This is a genomic window from Paraburkholderia phytofirmans PsJN (assembly GCF_000020125.1).
GTDB classification, from domain to species: domain Bacteria; phylum Pseudomonadota; class Gammaproteobacteria; order Burkholderiales; family Burkholderiaceae; genus Paraburkholderia; species Paraburkholderia phytofirmans.
Window position 1 is genome coordinate 2,796,655 of the sequence record NC_010681.1, and the last position, 16,429, is coordinate 2,813,083.

At 64.5% G+C, this 16,429-nt stretch carries 15 protein-coding genes; 7 read left to right on the forward strand and 8 right to left on the reverse strand.

Translation table 11 applies throughout. The features are described from left to right. Positions 1 to 72 precede the first annotated feature (72 nt). Entirely contained in the window at positions 73 to 1,380 is a 1,308-nt protein-coding gene (gene lplT, locus BPHYT_RS12245) for a lysophospholipid transporter LplT (protein ID WP_012433471.1), read from the forward strand. A 59-nt stretch (positions 1,381 to 1,439) separates the two neighbouring features. Continuing rightward, positions 1,440 to 2,246 (forward strand): bifunctional hydroxymethylpyrimidine kinase/phosphomethylpyrimidine kinase, encoded by an 807-nt coding sequence (gene thiD / locus BPHYT_RS12250; RefSeq protein ID WP_012433472.1) that lies wholly within the window; start codon positions 1,440 to 1,442, stop codon positions 2,244 to 2,246. A 246-nt stretch (positions 2,247 to 2,492) separates the two neighbouring features. On the opposite strand, the gene BPHYT_RS12255 is transcribed toward thiD, so the two are convergent. The 4 genes from BPHYT_RS12255 to tsaB are packed head-to-tail and all read right to left on the reverse strand — an operon-like array spanning position 2,493 to position 6,055. After that, positions 2,493 to 3,506, reverse strand: coding sequence for a DUF1853 family protein (locus BPHYT_RS12255; RefSeq protein ID WP_012433473.1), 1,014 nt, complete (start codon positions 3,504 to 3,506; stop codon positions 2,493 to 2,495). Next, positions 3,503 to 4,747, reverse strand: a complete 1,245-nt coding sequence (locus tag BPHYT_RS12260) for a uracil-DNA glycosylase (RefSeq protein WP_012433474.1) — start codon at positions 4,745 to 4,747, stop codon at positions 3,503 to 3,505. Before BPHYT_RS12260 ends, BPHYT_RS12255 begins: the two co-directional genes overlap by 4 nt. Beyond that, complete coding sequence (rimI, locus tag BPHYT_RS12265; protein WP_012433475.1) at positions 4,734 to 5,228, reverse strand: ribosomal protein S18-alanine N-acetyltransferase; 495 nt, start codon at positions 5,226 to 5,228, stop codon at positions 4,734 to 4,736. The genes BPHYT_RS12260 and rimI overlap by 14 nt, the downstream gene beginning before the upstream one ends. Next, positions 5,225 to 6,055 (reverse strand): tRNA (adenosine(37)-N6)-threonylcarbamoyltransferase complex dimerization subunit type 1 TsaB, encoded by an 831-nt coding sequence (gene tsaB, locus BPHYT_RS12270; RefSeq protein WP_012433476.1) that lies wholly within the window; start codon positions 6,053 to 6,055, stop codon positions 5,225 to 5,227. Before tsaB ends, rimI begins: the two co-directional genes overlap by 4 nt. Before the next feature lie 560 nt (positions 6,056 to 6,615). On the opposite strand from tsaB, the gene BPHYT_RS12275 reads away from it, so the two are divergent. The 3 genes from BPHYT_RS12275 to aceA all read left to right on the forward strand — a co-directional run bounded on the left by BPHYT_RS12275 (position 6,616) and on the right by aceA (position 10,804). Further along, positions 6,616 to 6,885, forward strand: a complete 270-nt coding sequence (locus BPHYT_RS12275; protein ID WP_012433477.1) for an acyl-CoA-binding protein — start codon at positions 6,616 to 6,618, stop codon at positions 6,883 to 6,885. 527 nt (positions 6,886 to 7,412) lie between these two features. Beyond that, complete coding sequence (locus BPHYT_RS12280) at positions 7,413 to 9,041, forward strand: DEAD/DEAH box helicase (protein ID WP_012433478.1); 1,629 nt, start codon at positions 7,413 to 7,415, stop codon at positions 9,039 to 9,041. Positions 9,042 to 9,499: 458 nt separating this feature from the next. Next, the gene (gene aceA, locus BPHYT_RS12285) at positions 9,500 to 10,804 is read left to right on the forward strand and encodes an isocitrate lyase (RefSeq protein ID WP_012433479.1); all 1,305 of its coding nucleotides are present in this window, start codon (positions 9,500 to 9,502) and stop codon (positions 10,802 to 10,804) included. 249 nt (positions 10,805 to 11,053) lie between these two features. Here the strand turns inward: aceA and BPHYT_RS12290 are convergent, their stop codons facing one another. Both BPHYT_RS12290 and BPHYT_RS12295 read right to left on the reverse strand, forming a co-directional pair. Then, positions 11,054 to 11,488: a universal stress protein gene (locus tag BPHYT_RS12290; RefSeq protein WP_012433480.1), complete on the reverse strand. Its 435-nt coding sequence runs from the start codon at positions 11,486 to 11,488 to the stop codon at positions 11,054 to 11,056. A gap of 182 nt (positions 11,489 to 11,670) precedes the next feature. Beyond that, a complete protein-coding gene (locus tag BPHYT_RS12295; protein ID WP_012433481.1) occupies positions 11,671 to 12,573 on the reverse strand; it encodes a LysR family transcriptional regulator in 903 nt (300 codons plus the stop codon). Between the two features lie 151 nt (positions 12,574 to 12,724). On the opposite strand from BPHYT_RS12295, the gene BPHYT_RS12300 reads away from it, so the two are divergent. Together BPHYT_RS12300 and aceB are read left to right on the forward strand one after the other, a co-directional pair. Then, a complete protein-coding gene (locus tag BPHYT_RS12300) occupies positions 12,725 to 13,540 on the forward strand; it encodes a haloacid dehalogenase type II (protein WP_012433482.1) in 816 nt (271 codons plus the stop codon). An 83-nt stretch (positions 13,541 to 13,623) separates the two neighbouring features. Next, positions 13,624 to 15,234 (forward strand): malate synthase A, encoded by a 1,611-nt coding sequence (gene aceB / locus BPHYT_RS12305; RefSeq protein WP_012433483.1) that lies wholly within the window; start codon positions 13,624 to 13,626, stop codon positions 15,232 to 15,234. Between the two features lie 174 nt (positions 15,235 to 15,408). Here the strand turns inward: aceB and BPHYT_RS12310 are convergent, their stop codons facing one another. Further along, positions 15,409 to 15,810 carry a gamma-glutamylcyclotransferase family protein gene (locus tag BPHYT_RS12310; protein ID WP_012433484.1) on the reverse strand — a complete coding sequence of 134 codons (402 nt, stop codon included), beginning with the start codon at positions 15,808 to 15,810 and terminating at the stop codon, positions 15,409 to 15,411. Between the two features lie 94 nt (positions 15,811 to 15,904). After that, positions 15,905 to 16,399 carry a ribonuclease E activity regulator RraA gene (gene rraA, locus BPHYT_RS12315; protein ID WP_012433485.1) on the reverse strand — a complete coding sequence of 165 codons (495 nt, stop codon included), beginning with the start codon at positions 16,397 to 16,399 and terminating at the stop codon, positions 15,905 to 15,907. Positions 16,400 to 16,429: the final 30 nt, after the last annotated feature.

Sequence of the window (16,429 nt, forward strand, 5' to 3'; positions counted from 1 at the left end):
GAACGGCATAAGCCCGGACGCTCAACCAGCGGCCGGGGCGGACAGACCGCAGCGAGGACAGCATCGCATCAGATGAAAAAAGGTTTTTACACCATCATGGCCGCGCAGTTTTTTTCGTCGCTGGCCGACAATGCGCTTCTGATCGCTGCTATCGCACTGCTGAAAGATCTTCACGCCCCGAACTGGATGACGCCGCTGCTCAAGCTGTTCTTTGTGCTGTCGTACGTCGTTCTCGCCGCCTTCGTGGGCGCCTTCGCCGACTCCCGTCCGAAAGGACGCGTGATGTTCATCACCAACACCATCAAGGTGCTCGGTTGCATCACGATGCTGGTGGGCGCGCATCCGCTGCTCGCGTATGGGATCGTCGGCTTCGGCGCGGCGGCCTACTCGCCCGCCAAATACGGCATTCTCACCGAGCTGCTGCCGCCTGACCGGCTGGTCGCCGCGAACGGCTGGATCGAAGGCACCACTGTGGGCTCGATCATTCTCGGCACTGTGCTAGGCGGCGCGCTCATCAGCCCGCACATTGCCGCGCCGATCCTGCGGCACCACATTCCCTCGGTCAACACGCCCGCCGAAGCCGCGATGCTGGTCATCATGGCCATCTACGTGGTCGCCGCGCTGTTCAATCTGCGCATTCCCGACACCGGCGCGCGCTATCCGAAACAGGAACGCGGCCCGATCAAACTCGTCACCGATTTCGCCGACTGTTTCCTCGTGCTGTGGCGCGACAAGCTCGGCCAGATTTCGCTTGCCGTCACCACGCTCTTCTGGGGCGCGGGCGCAACGCTGCAATTCATCGTGCTGAAGTGGGCCGAAGTGTCGCTGAACATGTCGCTCTCCGAAGCGGCCATTCTGCAGGCGGTGGTGGCCGTGGGCGTGGCGGCCGGCGCGATTTTCGCAGCCTCGCGCGTGCCGCTGAAGAAGTCGCTCTCGGTATTGCCGGTCGGCATCATGATGGGCATTGCCGTGATGCTGATGGCGTTCTACACGCGCGACCTGTTCCCCGCGCATTGGGGCATCTATTTCGGCCGCTTGCATGTGCCGGGCTATCTGATCGTCGCGTACATTTTCCTGATGATCGTCGGCGGCCTGTCGGGCTTTTTTGTCGTGCCGATGAACGCGCTGCTGCAGCATCGCGGGCACGTGCTGCTGTCGGCCGGTCACTCGATCGCCGTGCAGAACTTCAACGAAAACCTCTCCGTGCTCGTGATGCTGTGCCTCTATGCCGTGCTGGTGTGGCTCGATGTGCCGGTCACGGCGGTGATCGTGCTGTTCGGGACCTTCGTCTGCGTGATGATGTGGTTCGTGATGCGGCGCCACCAGGCCAACCAGCGCGCGTTCGACTCGGTCGCGCTGATCGGCGAAGTCAAGCACTGATCCGCGGCGGGCTGTGCGCTCATGTCGCGGCCCGCGCCTTCCTCCTTCCTCGCTTTGCCATGACTCAACCGATTCCCAATGTGCTGACGATCGCCGGTTCCGATTCCGGCGGCGGCGCCGGCATTCAGGCCGACCTCAAGGCTTTCTCGGCGCTCGGCGCGTACGGCGCGAGCGTGATTACCGCGCTCACGGCGCAGAACACGCGCGGCGTCACCGCGATTCACGCGCCGGACCCCGGCTTCATTACCGCACAACTCGACACGGTGTTCGACGACATCCGCATCGACGCCGTGAAGATCGGCATGCTGGCGAACGCGCCGATCGCGCGCGCGGTCGCTGACGCGCTGCGCCGGCACAAGCCGAAGCACATCGTGCTCGACACGGTGATGATTTCGAAGAGCAACCACGCGTTGCTGCTGCCGGACGCGGTCGCTGCGGTGCGCGACGAATTGCTGCCGCTCGCCGATCTGCTGACGCCCAATCTGCCGGAAGCGGCCGCGTTGCTCGGCGTGCAAGCCACGACCGATGAAGCCGGCATGGTCGAGCAAGGCGAAGCGCTGCGCGCGCTCGGCGCACGCGCGGTGCTGATGAAGGGGGGCCATTTGAGCGCGACGGATAGTCCGGACTGGCTCGTGCAGGACAGCGGCACGCTTCGTTTAGGCGGGCCGCGGGTGCCGGTGAAGAATACGCATGGGACAGGCTGCACGCTGTCGTCGGCGATTGCGGCGCTGATTCCGCAGCGTGGGGATCTGGCGAGCGCGGTCGCCGATGCGAAGCTGTATTTGACCGGCGCGCTGCAGGCGAGCGATCGGCTGGACGTCGGCGGCGGCGTGGGGCCGGTGCATCATTTTTATCGGTGGTGGTGAGCGCGGCTGGGCGTAGTAGTGGTCTGGCTGCGTTCGCCTAGTCCAAGGGGCTTGGCCGATGTTTGTGCGGCGCTTGCGCGTAGTAGCGGGCCCGCGGCGTTGCCCGGCCCTAGTGCGTACTTTTATCGATGCTGGAGAGGGTTTTGTGCGTCTCAGCCGACAGGCTACGTTCGTCGAGCCTGCGCGTTGGCCTTGGCCTTTTCATCGCCTCTGGCCCTGGCCCGCCTCTTTCCCGTTCACCCACCGCTACTGCTGCGCGTAGCTTTGCGCCAACTCCGGCCACTCGTCCGGCACGATAAAGCCGCGCGAACGTTCCACTAGGTTGCCCACGCTGTCCTCGGTGAACGCGGCGACCATCGACGGTCCATGCTGACGCGACGTTTGCCCGGCGAGCGTTTCCGCATCGACGAACGCGAGTCCCGCGGTCTGCACTTCAAGAGACGTATGGCGTCGCGGCGCTAGCCACTCCAGCCGAGGCAATGTCCGCCATTTCTGCGCATGCGCCGCCGCGAACGCCGGCCAGTCACTGCGCGTCACCCACCAGCCGCGGCCATGCGCCGGATCGAGCTCGACCGGATCGAGCGGCGTCTCGCCATCCCGGTAAAACAGCCAGCCTTTGATGAACATCTGCGGCGTCCACGGACCCGCGTAGCCGACCGAAGCAAACTCCTCGCGCGCGCTCAACGGCAACTGATGATTCAGCACATGCGCCAGCTTGAGGTCGAAGCGGTCTTTTAAATTCGGGCCGACGTAGTCGGATAACCGAGCGGGTAACTGCGCGCGCCCTTCGCCGGCGTGCAAGTAGCACTTCACGGCCAGCTCCCAATGCAGCCGCGCGCCCTGTCGCGTCCGCACCAGAAAATCACATTCGCCGAGCGTGACGCCCGCTCGCCGTAACGGCACGCCTGCGGCCACCAGCCGCGCCGCCGGACCCTGTTGCAGGAACCAGCCGAGCAGCCGCTCAGCATAGCGGCCGAGGCGCGTGATGCGCGTCGCCGCGAGTTCCTGATGCAGGGCTTCGGGCGCGGCGTCCAGCGCGCGCAGCCAGTCACAGGTCGCCCGCGCTTCCTGAGGCGTGTCGAAGGGATTTGCCAGCGCGCCGACCGGTGGTTGCGGACGCAACAGATCGGCGCTCAGCAGCAGCCACGCGAGATCGCGCACGGCAGCGTCGTGCAAGGTATCGAGCAGCGTAGCGCGGCTCGCGGCATCGATGCCGGGCGCCGCGGCGGAACCGGCCGCCGGACCCTCCCCGGCCGTCACTTCGGCGCGTTCGACGGCGCACCGCCCGCCGCCCGCCACGTGTCGCGGGCGAGGCACAGGTCGGCCCAGGCCTTCGCCTTATCGGGCAGGCTGCGCAACAGATACGCCGGGTGATAGGTGACGATCACGGGCACGCCTTCGTATTCGTGCACGCGGCCGCGCAGCGACGAAATGCTCGCCTCGGTCTTCAGCAAACTCTGCGCCGCGAAGCGGCCGAGCGCGACGATCAGCTTCGGCTTGACCAGCGCGACCTGACGTTGCAGATATGGCTCGCAACGCGCGACTTCGTCCGGTTCGGGATTGCGGTTGCCGGGCGGCCGGCATTTGATCACGTTGGCGATATAGACGTTGGTGTCGCGCGCGAGCGTCAGCGAACGCAGCATGTTGTCCAGCAGCTTGCCGGCCTGGCCGACGAACGGCTCGCCCAGACGATCCTCATTCTCGCCCGGCGCTTCGCCGATCAGCATCCAGTCGGCGCCGCGATCGCCGACGCCGAATACGGTGTTCGTGCGCTTCTCGCACAGACGGCAAAGCTGGCAGGCGGCGACGCGCTCGCTCAGTGCGTCCCAGTCGAGCGTGTGGATTGCCGGCGGTGCGGGGGCTTCGAGGCGTGCGTCTGCGGGTGCTTGAGTCGGCAGATCGTCGAACCATGCGAAATCGTCGCTGGGTGGCGCGTCGAATGTCGGCGGCTCGGGGCTGCGGGGTTGCTGGGGACGCGATGACTGCGGTGTCTGCGGCTCGTTTGCCTCGACCGAGGCTTGCATCCGGGCTTGCGTCGGTGGTTGCGCTGGGCCTTGCGTTGGGACGCGCGTTGGGCCTTGTGAAGGCTGCCTTTGACCTTCAGCCTGTTCACCGTTCAGCTCGGAACGCGGCGACTCGTCTGAGCGCCTCTCTGCCGCCAACTGGCGATCAGCGAACCGGTCGCGTGCGCCGGCTACGGGCGATGCCTGATCCTGACGGCCAGACGTGCCGCGTTCGCCCGGCGCCGGCGCGGCGTTGGCTTGTTGAACGCCGGCCGCGCGCATCGCGGGCTGCGAGGTTTCCTGCGCGCGAGCAGCCGGCGGCATCGCTGATGCCACGCCACGCGCCTCATCACGATGCGCACCCGCACCCTGCCCGACCTCGGCTGCGGCTTGCGCTTGCGGTTGTCCAGCAACCGGCTCCGGCGCCGCTGCCATCCCACGACGCACCCACAGCGGTGTGAGTCCGAACTCTTCCAGAACCGATTCATGCAGCGCCATCTGCGCCCTCCGTGGCAAACGAGAAACGCATCACGATGGCGTCCTCCCGGCTGCGATGCCGCGCCGGATAATAGTTTTTGCGCCGGCCGATCGAAGCAAAGCCGAAGCGCTCATAAAGCCGGATCGCCCGATGATTCGACGGCCGCACTTCCAGCAACAGCCCCTCGAGTTTTTCAGCGCGGGTAATGCGTACGGCTTCGCGCAGCAGCGCGAGCCCGGCGCCGGCGCCTTGCGCCGCGGGCGTCACGCATAGATTGAGCAGATGCATTTCGTCGACGACCGGCATCAGCACGCAATAGCCGATCAGCGTGCCCGTGACATGGCGCAGACAGACGCCGAAGTAGCCGTTGCGCAGCGAGTCGCCGAAATTGCCCCGGCTCCATGGAAACTCATAAGCGATTTTTTCGATGGCGGCGACTTCATCCAGATCGCCTTCAGTCATCGGCGACATATAGCGGTCCGCGAGCAGCACGCCACTCATTGCCGGCCCTCGCCTTGCGCTGCGTCATGCGCGAGTCGGGCAGCCTGTTCGGCCCTGGCGGCTTTCTCCGCTTTTTCGGCTTTGTCGGCGACCCGCTCGGCGGTGGTCTGGGCAACCTTGTCGCGCACATATTCCGGCGCGGCCTGATCGGCGGGCACCGTGCGGCCCGCGCGCAACGCGCGCAGCGCGGCGTGCGCGAGCGGCACGGCGTGCGGCAACGCTTCGCTATCGACGCTGCGCGCCGCGGCGAGCGCCGGCAGCCGCGCACCGAAGGCAGCGGCGGCATTGCCTGCCAGCGTGAACGGGACGTCGGGCAAAACGAGCCGGTCCGGCGCATCGAGCGAAGCCGCCTGCAGCGTGCGCCATTCACCTTGCGCGTCGTCCCAGGCGTAGTCGGCCCAATAGATTTCGTCCATGCGGGCGTCGAGCGCGGCGAGCACGCGCGTCGCCGACGGATCGCGTAGACGGGCGCTCTCGGCACAGGCAAGCAGCGTACTGACCGGCACGACCGGCAGATTCAGGCCGAACGCGAGGCCTTGGGCGACGCCGGTCGCGGTGCGCAACCCGGTGAACGAGCCCGGGCCGGAACCGAACGCGATGGCGTCGCAGTCCGCCAGTGACAGGCCGGCTTCGTCGAAAAGTTCGCGGATGGCGGGGAGCAGGCGCGTGCTGGAAACCGCGCCGGTCTGCTCGTGGCGCACCCACAGACGCGGTTCGGCGCGTGCCTCTTCAGGTGTCGCGCCGGAAGCGTTGCCGGCGGCGGACAGAAGCGCTACCGAGCAGAATTCGGTCGAGGTATCGAGGGCGAGGAGCACAGTTTGAGTCATGGACCGTATTGTAATCGGCACGGCGCGCGCAAATGTGGTTTGGCATGCGCCAAGGATGGTTTGGTCGCGCCGGAATGGTTTGCCTTGAGCGAGGGCGGTTTGGGTCGCGCGAAGGTGGATTGTCCCGCGCCAACTGGATTGCCATGCTCCGAGGCGGTTGTCCCGCGCCAACTCGATAGGCAATGCGCCGAGGTGGGTTTGCCTGGAGCCAAGGCGGTTTGGGTCACGCGAAAATGGGTTGTCCCGCGCCAGGTGGCGCGGCATGCGCCAAGATGGTTTGCCTTGAGTCAAAAGTGGCTTGGGTCGAGCGAAGCGGTTTGCCGTGCGTCACGTGAGTTGCGTCGCGCGAAAGCGGTTTGCTGCACGCGAGGGGCATATGGCTTGCGTCTGCACGCGGTACGGTTTGCGCCCAAGCAATCCGCCTCGCGCCCGAGACCGTCCGTCTTGCGCCAGATCGCCGTCCGGTGTTTGGAATAAGCCCTCGGCCCCCGCGGCGGCATCCAGTTGTTATGATCGTCGGCCGAGTTCAATCCCGATCCCGCCCGGCGGGCACAACGACAATGACCGACATCGACACCCAGTTCACCCAAGCCCATGAAGACGTCCAGCAGTTGCCGGAGCGTCCGGGCAATCTCACGCTGCTGCGCCTCTACGCGCTCTACAAGCAGGCCACTCGCGGCGATGTTCAGGGCGACAAACCCGGCTTCACGGATATCGTCGGCAAGTACAAGTACGACGCGTGGGCCGCGCTCAAAGGCACCGCGCAGGACGCCGCGAAGCAGCAATACGTTGAACTGGTCGAATCGCTCAAGAGCGGCGCGTCGGCCTGACTCCCAGATCGACGGCGGCCGGCTGCAGTCGGCCGCTCCCGCCTGGCACCAGGCTACTGAGAAGCGGCCTGAGCCACGGCGGCGCTGCGATGGCCGACCGATACAGCCGTCCATCGAGCCGCCCGGGCTGCGCCCGGCACAATTTTTTCCGCCAGGAAAACTCCTAATAGTGGCGCAGTGCAACAAAAGGCTATACAATGCTGCCTGCGCTTCACTGCTTTGCCCGGCTTTCTTCTAGCGGCCTTTGCGGCGCAGCGCCTCGTAGCGTTTAGCTCCAATCCAGTTTAGAACCTGTCCCCTCCTGCCTAGCCCCCTACGGGCGATCATGTCCCAGGCTGGCGGCACGCCGTGTTGGCATGTCGCATCCGATACAGCTTCTAACGAAAAGCTCGCCTTCATTGTCGCGAGCTGCCCCCGTTTTTCGATTTGCTCGCTGCTTCTTTGCTCGCTGAATCCGACGACTTGGGTATGCCGATTGGCGCCGACGTTTTAATTCCGTGTGTACCAAGGATTTACCAAGGATTCTCATGACTTCGAGCAATACCCCCAGCAGCCCGTTGAACGCCATCGCCGATCAAGCCCTCGGTCTCGCCGACGCACCCGTACAAGCCGCAGCCGTTGCTGCCGCTCCGGAAGCCGTCGCCGCGGAAGCCGCAGCGCCCACCGGCCCGTCGTTCGCGTCGCTCGGTCTCTCCGCGGATGTCGTCTCCGCGCTGACCGCCGCTGGCTATCAAAACCCGACTCCGGTTCAGCAACGCGCAATCCCGGCTGGCATCGCCGGCCGCGATCTGATGGTCTCGAGCCCGACCGGTTCGGGCAAGACCGCCGCGTTCATGCTGCCCGCCATCGAGCGTTTCTCGCAGCTGCAAAAAGCACAAGCCAGCCAGCCGCGTGAACCGCGTCCGGCTGACGGTGCCCGCACGCGTCGTCCGCAACCGGTTGCCCGTCCGACCATGCTGGTTCTGACGCCGACCCGCGAACTCGCCATGCAGGTCACTACCGCCGCTGCCACGTACGGCAAGCACCTCAAGCGTCTGCGCACCGTCAGCATTCTGGGCGGCGTCGCTTATGGTCAACAGCTGATGCTGCTGGCCAAGAACCCGGAAATCCTGGTCGCCACGCCGGGCCGTTTGATCGACCACCTGGAACGCGGCCGCATCGATCTGTCGCAACTGCAGATCCTCGTGCTCGACGAAGCCGACCGCATGCTCGACATGGGCTTCATCGAAGACATCGAGACGATCGTCGCCGCTACGCCGGCTACGCGTCAAACCATGCTGTTCTCGGCCACGCTCGACGGCAAGATCACCTCGCTGACGGGCCGCCTGCTGAAGGATCCGGAACGCATCGAGATCGTTCAGCGTCTGGAACAGCGCACCAACATCGCGCAAACCGTCCATTACGTGGATGACCGCGATCACAAGGATCGTCTGCTCGACCATCTGCTGCGCGACGAAGGCCTCGACCAGGCGATCGTCTTCACGGCAACCAAGATGGACGCGGACCAACTGGCAGGCCGTCTGGCCGACGCCGGTTTCGAATCGGCCGCCCTGCACGGCGATCTGCCGCAAGGCGCGCGTAACCGCACGATCCGTGCGCTGCGCGAGCGCCGTGTGCGCGTGCTGGTGGCAACGGACGTCGCCGCTCGCGGTATCGACATTCCGGGCATCACGCACGTGTTCAACTACGACCTGCCGAAGTTCGCCGAAGATTACGTGCACCGCATCGGCCGTACCGGCCGTGCTGGCCGCTCGGGTATCGCGGTGAGCCTCGTGCATCACGCCGAGCAAGGCGCGTTGAAGCGCATCGAGCGTTTCGTGCGTACTCCGCTGCCGGTCAATGTCGTCGAAGGCTTCGAGCCGCGCAAGTCGGCTCCGTCGGGTAACGGCCGTCCTGGCTTTGGCGGCCGCGGCCGTCCGGGCGGCGGCAACGGCGGTGGCCGTCGCTTTGGCAGCGGTTCGGGCAAGCCGGCTGGTAGCGGCGGTGCGCGCAGCGGCAGCGGCAATGGCAGCAGCTGGGCCGGCAAGTCGGCTGGCGGCGGTTCGCGTGACGGCGGCTTCGGCGGCGGTTCGCGCGAAGGCTACGGCGGCTCGCGCGACGGCGGCTACGGCGCACGCCGCAGCGACGGCCCGCGTACGGCGCGTCGCGGCAGCTAAGTACTGAGACGGGCGTACTCTGCTTCAGGGCCTTCGGTCCGTTGCAGCGCCTATGCAGTACTGTCAGCAGTCAGCTTGAAAGACCCGAACGGCCTCGCGCCGTTCGTCAGTCGGAAAAAACCGGTGCTCTTGCGCCGGTTTTTTTTCGCCCTTCAGTCGGCGCGCCCCAAATTTCACGATGTGGAAAATTTTTTTGCGTCGTAAAAAATCGTGCTGCACGGCACAAGACGACCTATTGCAACATGGGAAAAATCGTTTCTTAATGTGAAACAAGCAACGTAATTAATTGATTTTAAACATAAATAAATATTCAAAAAGGCTGTTCGGGCGGCTGTTGCGCGATCATTGATTTGCCTAGACTCTTATACAAGACTTCACGAAACGAAACGCCTCAACCGGCTGGCCGCTTCGACGAAGAAAAGAGTCACCCATCCATACAGGCAACCAAGGAGCACACCATGTCCCGTCAAGAACAAGTCAAGCAACTCCAACAGCAATGGGAAACCGATCCGCGCTGGAAAGGCGTGAAGCGCACTTACACGGCGGAAGACGTGATCCGCCTGCGCGGTTCGGTGCAAGTCGAGCACACGCTCGCCAAGCGCGGTGCGGAAAAGCTCTGGGAAAGCGTGAACAACGAGCCGTTCGTCAACTCGCTCGGCGCGCTGACCGGCAACCAGGCCATGCAGCAGGTCAAGGCCGGCCTCAAGGCGATCTATCTGTCGGGCTGGCAAGTGGCGGGCGATGCGAACGTCGCCGGTGAAATGTACCCGGACCAGTCGCTGTATCCGGCGAACTCGGTGCCGCTCGTCGTGAAGCGCATCAACAACACGTTGACGCGCGCCGACCAGATCCAGTGGTCGGAAGGCAAGAACCCGGGCGACGAGGGCTACGTGGACTACTTCCAGCCGATCGTGGCGGATGCGGAAGCCGGCTTCGGCGGCGTGCTGAACGCGTTCGAACTGATGAAGGCGATGATCGAAGCGGGCGCCGCGGGCGTGCACTTCGAAGATCAACTGGCTTCGGTGAAGAAGTGCGGTCACATGGGCGGCAAGGTGCTCGTGCCGACGCGCGAAAACATCGCCAAGCTGACGGCCGCGCGTCTGGCCGCCGACGTCTCCGGCACGCCGACCGTGCTGCTGGCGCGCACCGACGCGGAAGCCGCCGACCTGATCACGTCGGACATCGACGAAAACGACAAGCCCTTCCTGACGGGCGAGCGCACGGTGGAAGGTTTCTACCGCACCAAGCCGGGTCTCGAGCAGGCAATCTCGCGTGGCCTCGCCTACGCGCCGTACGCCGACATGATCTGGTGCGAAACCGGCAAGCCGGACCTCGAGTTTGCGAAGAAATTCGCCGACGCGATCCACAAGGAGTACCCGGATCAGCTGCTGTCGTACAACTGCTCGCCGTCGTTCAACTGGAAGAAGAACCTGGACGACGCGACCATCGCCAAGTTCCAGCGCGAACTCGGCGCGATGGGCTACAAGTTCCAGTTCATCACGCTGGCCGGCTTCCATGCGCTGAACTACTCGATGTTCAACCTCGCGCACGGCTATGCCCGCAACCAGATGACGGCCTTCGTCGAAATGCAGCAGGCTGAATTCGCCGCGGCCGAAAAGGGCTTCACCGCGGTGAAACATCAACGCGAAGTCGGCACCGGCTACTTCGACGCGGTGACGCAAACGGTCGAACGCGAGGCTTCGACGACCGCGCTGCACGGCTCGACGGAAGACGAACAGTTCTTCGACAAGAAGGTCGCGTAAGCAACCGCGCGGTCTGATCGCTGGAACAAGGCAGATAGACGGTCTAAACGGCTCCGTCAAAGAGCCGCCGTCACAGGGAGGAGCAAGGCTGTCGGGGCGGGAATCGAACCGCACTCGACAGCTGAAGTCTCGCAGAGGAACTTGGGAGAGCTCGCAGCAGCAGTGGAGAGAAAGCCAGCACAACGAATTGTGCGGCGAACACAGCGCGCGCCGGCCTCACCGCCGGCGCGTTTTTTTTCGCTCGCGATTTCAGCGATACACGATCACCGGAATCTTTGTATGCGTGAGCACCCGCTGCGTTTCGCTGCCGATCAGCAGACTGCCCAGACCGCGACGGCCATGCGACGCCATGAAGATCACATCGCAGCCGCCCTGCTCCGCTGCTTCGATGATGCCGAGATATGGCGCCGGGTGCACGCTGGTCCGGCTGTCGACCGTGACGCCGACGCGGCGCGCCGCCATCTCCACTTCGCGCAGATGCACGCGCGCTTCACGCTCGCTGCGCTGCAGGAATTCCGAAGGCGGTTCGACCACGACGTCGGAGAACGGCGAGTACGGGTATTGCGGCAGACACGCGTAGGCGGTCACGTGGGCGTTGACGGCTTGCGCGAGATCGATGGCGCCGTCGATTGCCTTGCGTGACAGGTCGGAACCGTCGGTCGGAACCAGGATGTGCCTGAACATGATGCCATCCGTCGCCGGCTGCGCAGAGCGCGGCGTGAGCGTCCAACGAGGCTCGGCTTGCAAGCCGCTTGAATCGATTGTAGGTCGCGGAATTGAGCGCATGAATCCGTTGAGGGTCTGTCCGCATATCGGAAACCCCTTGTTCGCGGCGATGCCATCAGCTGCGCGCCTCGCCTCCGCATTCAACCCCAGTAGTCAGGGTGCCCATACGTATGCTTGAGAAAATCCAGAAACAATCGCACCCGCAGCGGCAAATGACGGCGCTGCGGAAACACCGCGTGAATGCCGATGGGCGGCGCGGCGAATTCGTCGAGCACGCTGACGAGCCGTCCGGCCGCGATGTCCGTGCCGACTTCCCACCACGAGCGCCACGCGAGTCCGTAGCCTTCGAGACACCATTCATGCAGCACCGCGCCGTCGGAGCATTCCATCGTGCCGGACACCTTGATCGACACGACTTTGTCGCCCTGCTGGAACATCCAGCCACGTTGCTGATTAGCGCTCGCGCCGAGCGCGAGACAGTTGTGATGCGCGAGATCGGCGAGGCTGTGCGGCGCGCCGCGCCGGCTCAGATACGACGGCGACGCCACGCAGACACGGCGGTTCTCGCCGAGCTTGAGCGACACCAGCGACGAATCCGGCAACTCGCCGAGACGCACCGCGCAGTCGAAACCCTCGTTGACCAGATCGACGAGGCGGTCGGACAGGTCGAGCGTGATCGACACGTCCGGATGCGCGACCGTGAACGCCGGCACCAGCGGCGCGACGTGCCGCCGGCCGAAGCCCGCCGGCGCGGACAGCCGCAAGTGGCCACTCGCCTTGACACCCCCCGCCGACACACTGGCTTCGGCGTTCTGCATGTCGTGAATGATGCGCTGGCAATCCTCCAGGAAGGCCGAACCTTCGAAGGTCAGCGTGATCTTGCGCGTGGTGCGCACCAGCAGCTTGACGCCGAGACGTTCTTCGAGCGCGTCGATGCGCCGTCCGATGATGGCGGGCGCGACGCCTTCGGCCGAAGCCGCGGCGGACAGGCTGCCTTTGGCCGCGACGGTCACGAAAGTTTCGATCTGCTTGAAACGGTCCATGAGCGATGGGCGCCGCGTTTAGGCGGGAAAGTGGCCGGTGCGCGTCAGATTAGGTGGATGAAAGTAAAAGATCAAGTGATGTTTAGGCTCTTTTTTAGCGCCCTGTGTCACTAATACAATCCATCCTGACCTCTGACAGGAGTGCACGGCAATGTCGGCCACAACGACACTCTCCCCTAAAGCGGTGATTTTCGACGCCTACGGCACGCTTTTCGACGTGCATTCGGTGATCGCTGCCGCAGAGCAAATGTTCCCCGGCCACGGCGACGCACTCTCGCAGTTGTGGCGGCAAAAACAGATCGAATACACGCAGCTGCGCACGCTCGCCGATTCCGCGGATGCAGCCGGCGCGCACTACCGACCGTTCTGGGACATCACGCTCGACGCGTTGCGCTTCGCCGCAAAAAAACTTCAGCTTTCGCTGGGGCGCGCGGCCGAGAAGCGTCTGATGGACGAATACGCGTGCCTCTCCGCTTTCCCCGATGCCGTGCCCGCGCTGCGCCAGTTGCGCGAAGCTGCCCCTGACCCGGCAGCGCGCGCGGGTGGCGAATCCGCCCCACGTCCACGCCTCGCGATTCTCTCGAACGGCAATCCGCAAATGCTCGACATCGCCGTGAAGAGCGCCGGCATGACGCGCCTGTTCGACCGCGTTCTATCCGTCGACACCGTGCGCGCCTACAAACCCTCGCCCGCCGCTTACGCGCTCGGCACGCAAGCCTTTGACGCGCAGCCGCGCGAGATCGTCTTCGTGTCGTCGAACGGTTGGGACGTGGCGGGCGCGACGTGGTTCGGCTTCACCACTTTCTGGCTCAACCGGCAAAACGCCCCAGCCGAAGAACTGGGCGTCACGCCGCACGGCGTGGGCGGAGGCATGGCCGATCTGCTCGCTTTTCTGAAGAACCCCGCGTCGTCCGGCCGCAGCAGCGGCGCCGGCGGCAGCCGCACGCGCCACAGCCCTGGCGCATGACGGTTACCACCCGCTAACGCGACGCATAGCAAACCGCATTTCAACATTGGCATCTTTGCAATCTGACCGACCAAGGAGAAAACATGGCAAGCCCGCAGTCCTCGCATTCATCGTTGCAGTTGCCGCAGGGCATGGAAATCACGGCTGAAATCAAGCCGGGCTATGACGCGATTCTCTCGCGCGAAGCGCTCGAACTCGTCGCCGCGCTGCATCGCACGTTCGAGCCGCGCCGCCAGCAGTTGTTGCAGGCGCGCGCGGAACGCACAAAGCGCCTCGATGCCGGCGAGCGTCCGGACTTCCTCGCCGAAACAAAAAGCGTGCGTGACGGCGACTGGACAATCGCGCCGCTGCCGCAGGACCTGCAATGCCGACGCGTGGAAATCACCGGTCCGGTCGAGCGCAAGATGATCATCAACGCGCTGAATTCGGGCGCGGATTCCTACATGACCGACTTCGAAGATTCGAATGCGCCGAGCTGGGATAATCAGATCACCGGCCATATCAATCTGAAGGACGCGGTGCGCCGCACGATTTCGCTGGAACAGAACGGCAAGTCGTACACGCTGAACGACAAGGTCGCCACGCTGATCGTGCGCCCGCGCGGCTGGCATCTGGACGAGAAGCACGTGAAGGTGGACGGCAAGCGCGTGTCGGGCGGCATCTTCGATTTCGCGCTCTTCATGGTGCACAACGCGAAGGAGCTGGTCGCGCGCGGCTCGGGCCCGTACTTCTATCTGCCGAAGATGGAAAGCCATCTCGAAGCACGTCTTTGGAACGACATTTTCGTGGCCGCGCAGGAAGCCGTCGGTGTGCCGCGCGGCACGATTCGCGCAACGGTGCTGATCGAGACAATCGTCGCCGCTTTCGAAATGGATGAGATCCTCTACGAGCTGCGCGAACATAGCTCGGGCCTGAATGCCGGCCGCTGGGACTACATCTTTTCGGCGATCAAGAAGTTCAAGGCCGACCGCGACTTCTGTCTCGCCGACCGCTCGCAGATCACGATGACCTCGCCGTTCATGCGCGCCTACGCGCTGCTGTTGCTGAAGACTTGCCATCGCCGCAATGCGCCGGCGATCGGCGGCATGAGCGCGCTGATTCCGATCAAGAACGATCCGGCGGCGAACGACAAGGCGATGAGCGGCGTGCGCTCGGACAAGGCGCGCGATGCCGGCGACGGCTACGACGGCGGCTGGGTCGCGCATCCGGGTCTCGTGCCGATCGCAATGGAAGAGTTCGTCAAGGTGCTCGGCGACAAGCCGAACCAGATCGGCAAGCAACGCGACGACGTACTCGTCACGGCCACCGACCTGACGGACTTCCGTCCGGAAGCGCCGATCACCGAAGGCGGTCTGCGCAACAACATCAACGTCGGCATTCACTACCTGGGCGCGTGGCTCGCAGGCAATGGCTGTGTGCCGATTCACAATCTGATGGAAGACGCCGCCACCGCGGAAATCTCGCGCTCGCAGGTGTGGCAGTGGATCCGCTCGCCGAAGGGCAAGCTCGAAGACGGCCGCAAGGTGACGGCGGAACTGGTGCGCGAGTTATCGGCGCAGGAGCTCGAGAAGGTGAAGCAGGCCGTGGGCGGCGATACCAAGCCGTATGAGCGCGCCGCGCAGATCTTCGAAGAGATGTCGACATCGGAGCAGTTCACCGACTTCCTCACGCTGCCGCTGTACGAAGAAATTTGAGGCTGGCGTCAGGCCTCGTGGATGCATGAGTTACGGACGACGCAGTAACAAGCCCGCTTTCGCGCGTCTTTAGCACGCGGCGTGAAGTGGCTTGAGTCGCAAGGCTGACCGACCGGACGGCCCGACAGGCGTATGCCTGCCGGGCCGTTTTTTTGCGCGCGTCGCGCGTTTTAGTCAGCGCGTGCTGCGGTACTCGATCCAGTCGCCCGATTTGATTTCGGGCAAGCCCTTCACCACATTCGGCGCAACCGGATAAAAGCGGCAGTTCACGACGTTGCCGTCGACTTTCACCATCACTTCGCGCGCGAGGAAACGATCCTCGACGCCCGGATAGACCGCCTCGATTTCGTCGAGCACGGCGACCAGTTCGTCGTCGATCTCGTAGACGTCGCCGATCACGTCGACGCCGGCTTCGTCGACCACGAGGCCCGGATACGAGCCGAAGTCGAACAGGTGGCCACGGACCGTGGCCGTGCCGAGCAGATTGGGCGCGGCGATCTCGTTGCGCGCCGCGGCGTGGCGGATGTCGTTCACTTCGCCGGCCCGCAATGTGCCGTATACAAAGACGGTCTGCATCGTCGTTTGCTCTCCTTGAATCAGGGTTTGGGTGGAGGTGTTGCTGGGTCTGTTTCTGGGTCTGTTCGAGTTCGAGTCGCCGCAGCGGTTCAGTTCAGTTGAGCGCCGCGCTTGCCACGAGCACGCCGTCGATATCCGCGTAGACCCATTCGCCAGGACGCACCAGCGCACCGGGCAAGTGCACCGCCACGTCGCGCTCGCCGGTGCCGAGCTTCTGGCCGCGCCGCGGCGAGGTGGTCAACGCCGCAATGCCGACGTTCACCTCGTTGAGTTCGAGCGCATCGCGCACGCAGCCGTTCAGCACGATGCCCGCCCAGCCGTTCTGTTCCGCAAGCTGCGCGAGGTTGCCGCCGACCAGCGCGCAACGCAGGCTGCCGCCGCCGTCGATCACCAGCACACGGCCCGCGCCCTTCTCCTCGAGCGTGGCCCGCACGAGCGCATTGTCTTCGAAGACCTTCAGCGTCACCGCCTCCCCGCTGAAACACTCGGCGCGGCTGAACAGGTGGAAGACCGGTTCGAGCACGCGCAACGTGCCCAGCGCCAGTTGATCCTCGTGCGCGTCGCACAAGTCGGCTGTGGCAAAGCTCATGGCGTTCTCCTCGGGTCCAGTAGTCGGGAC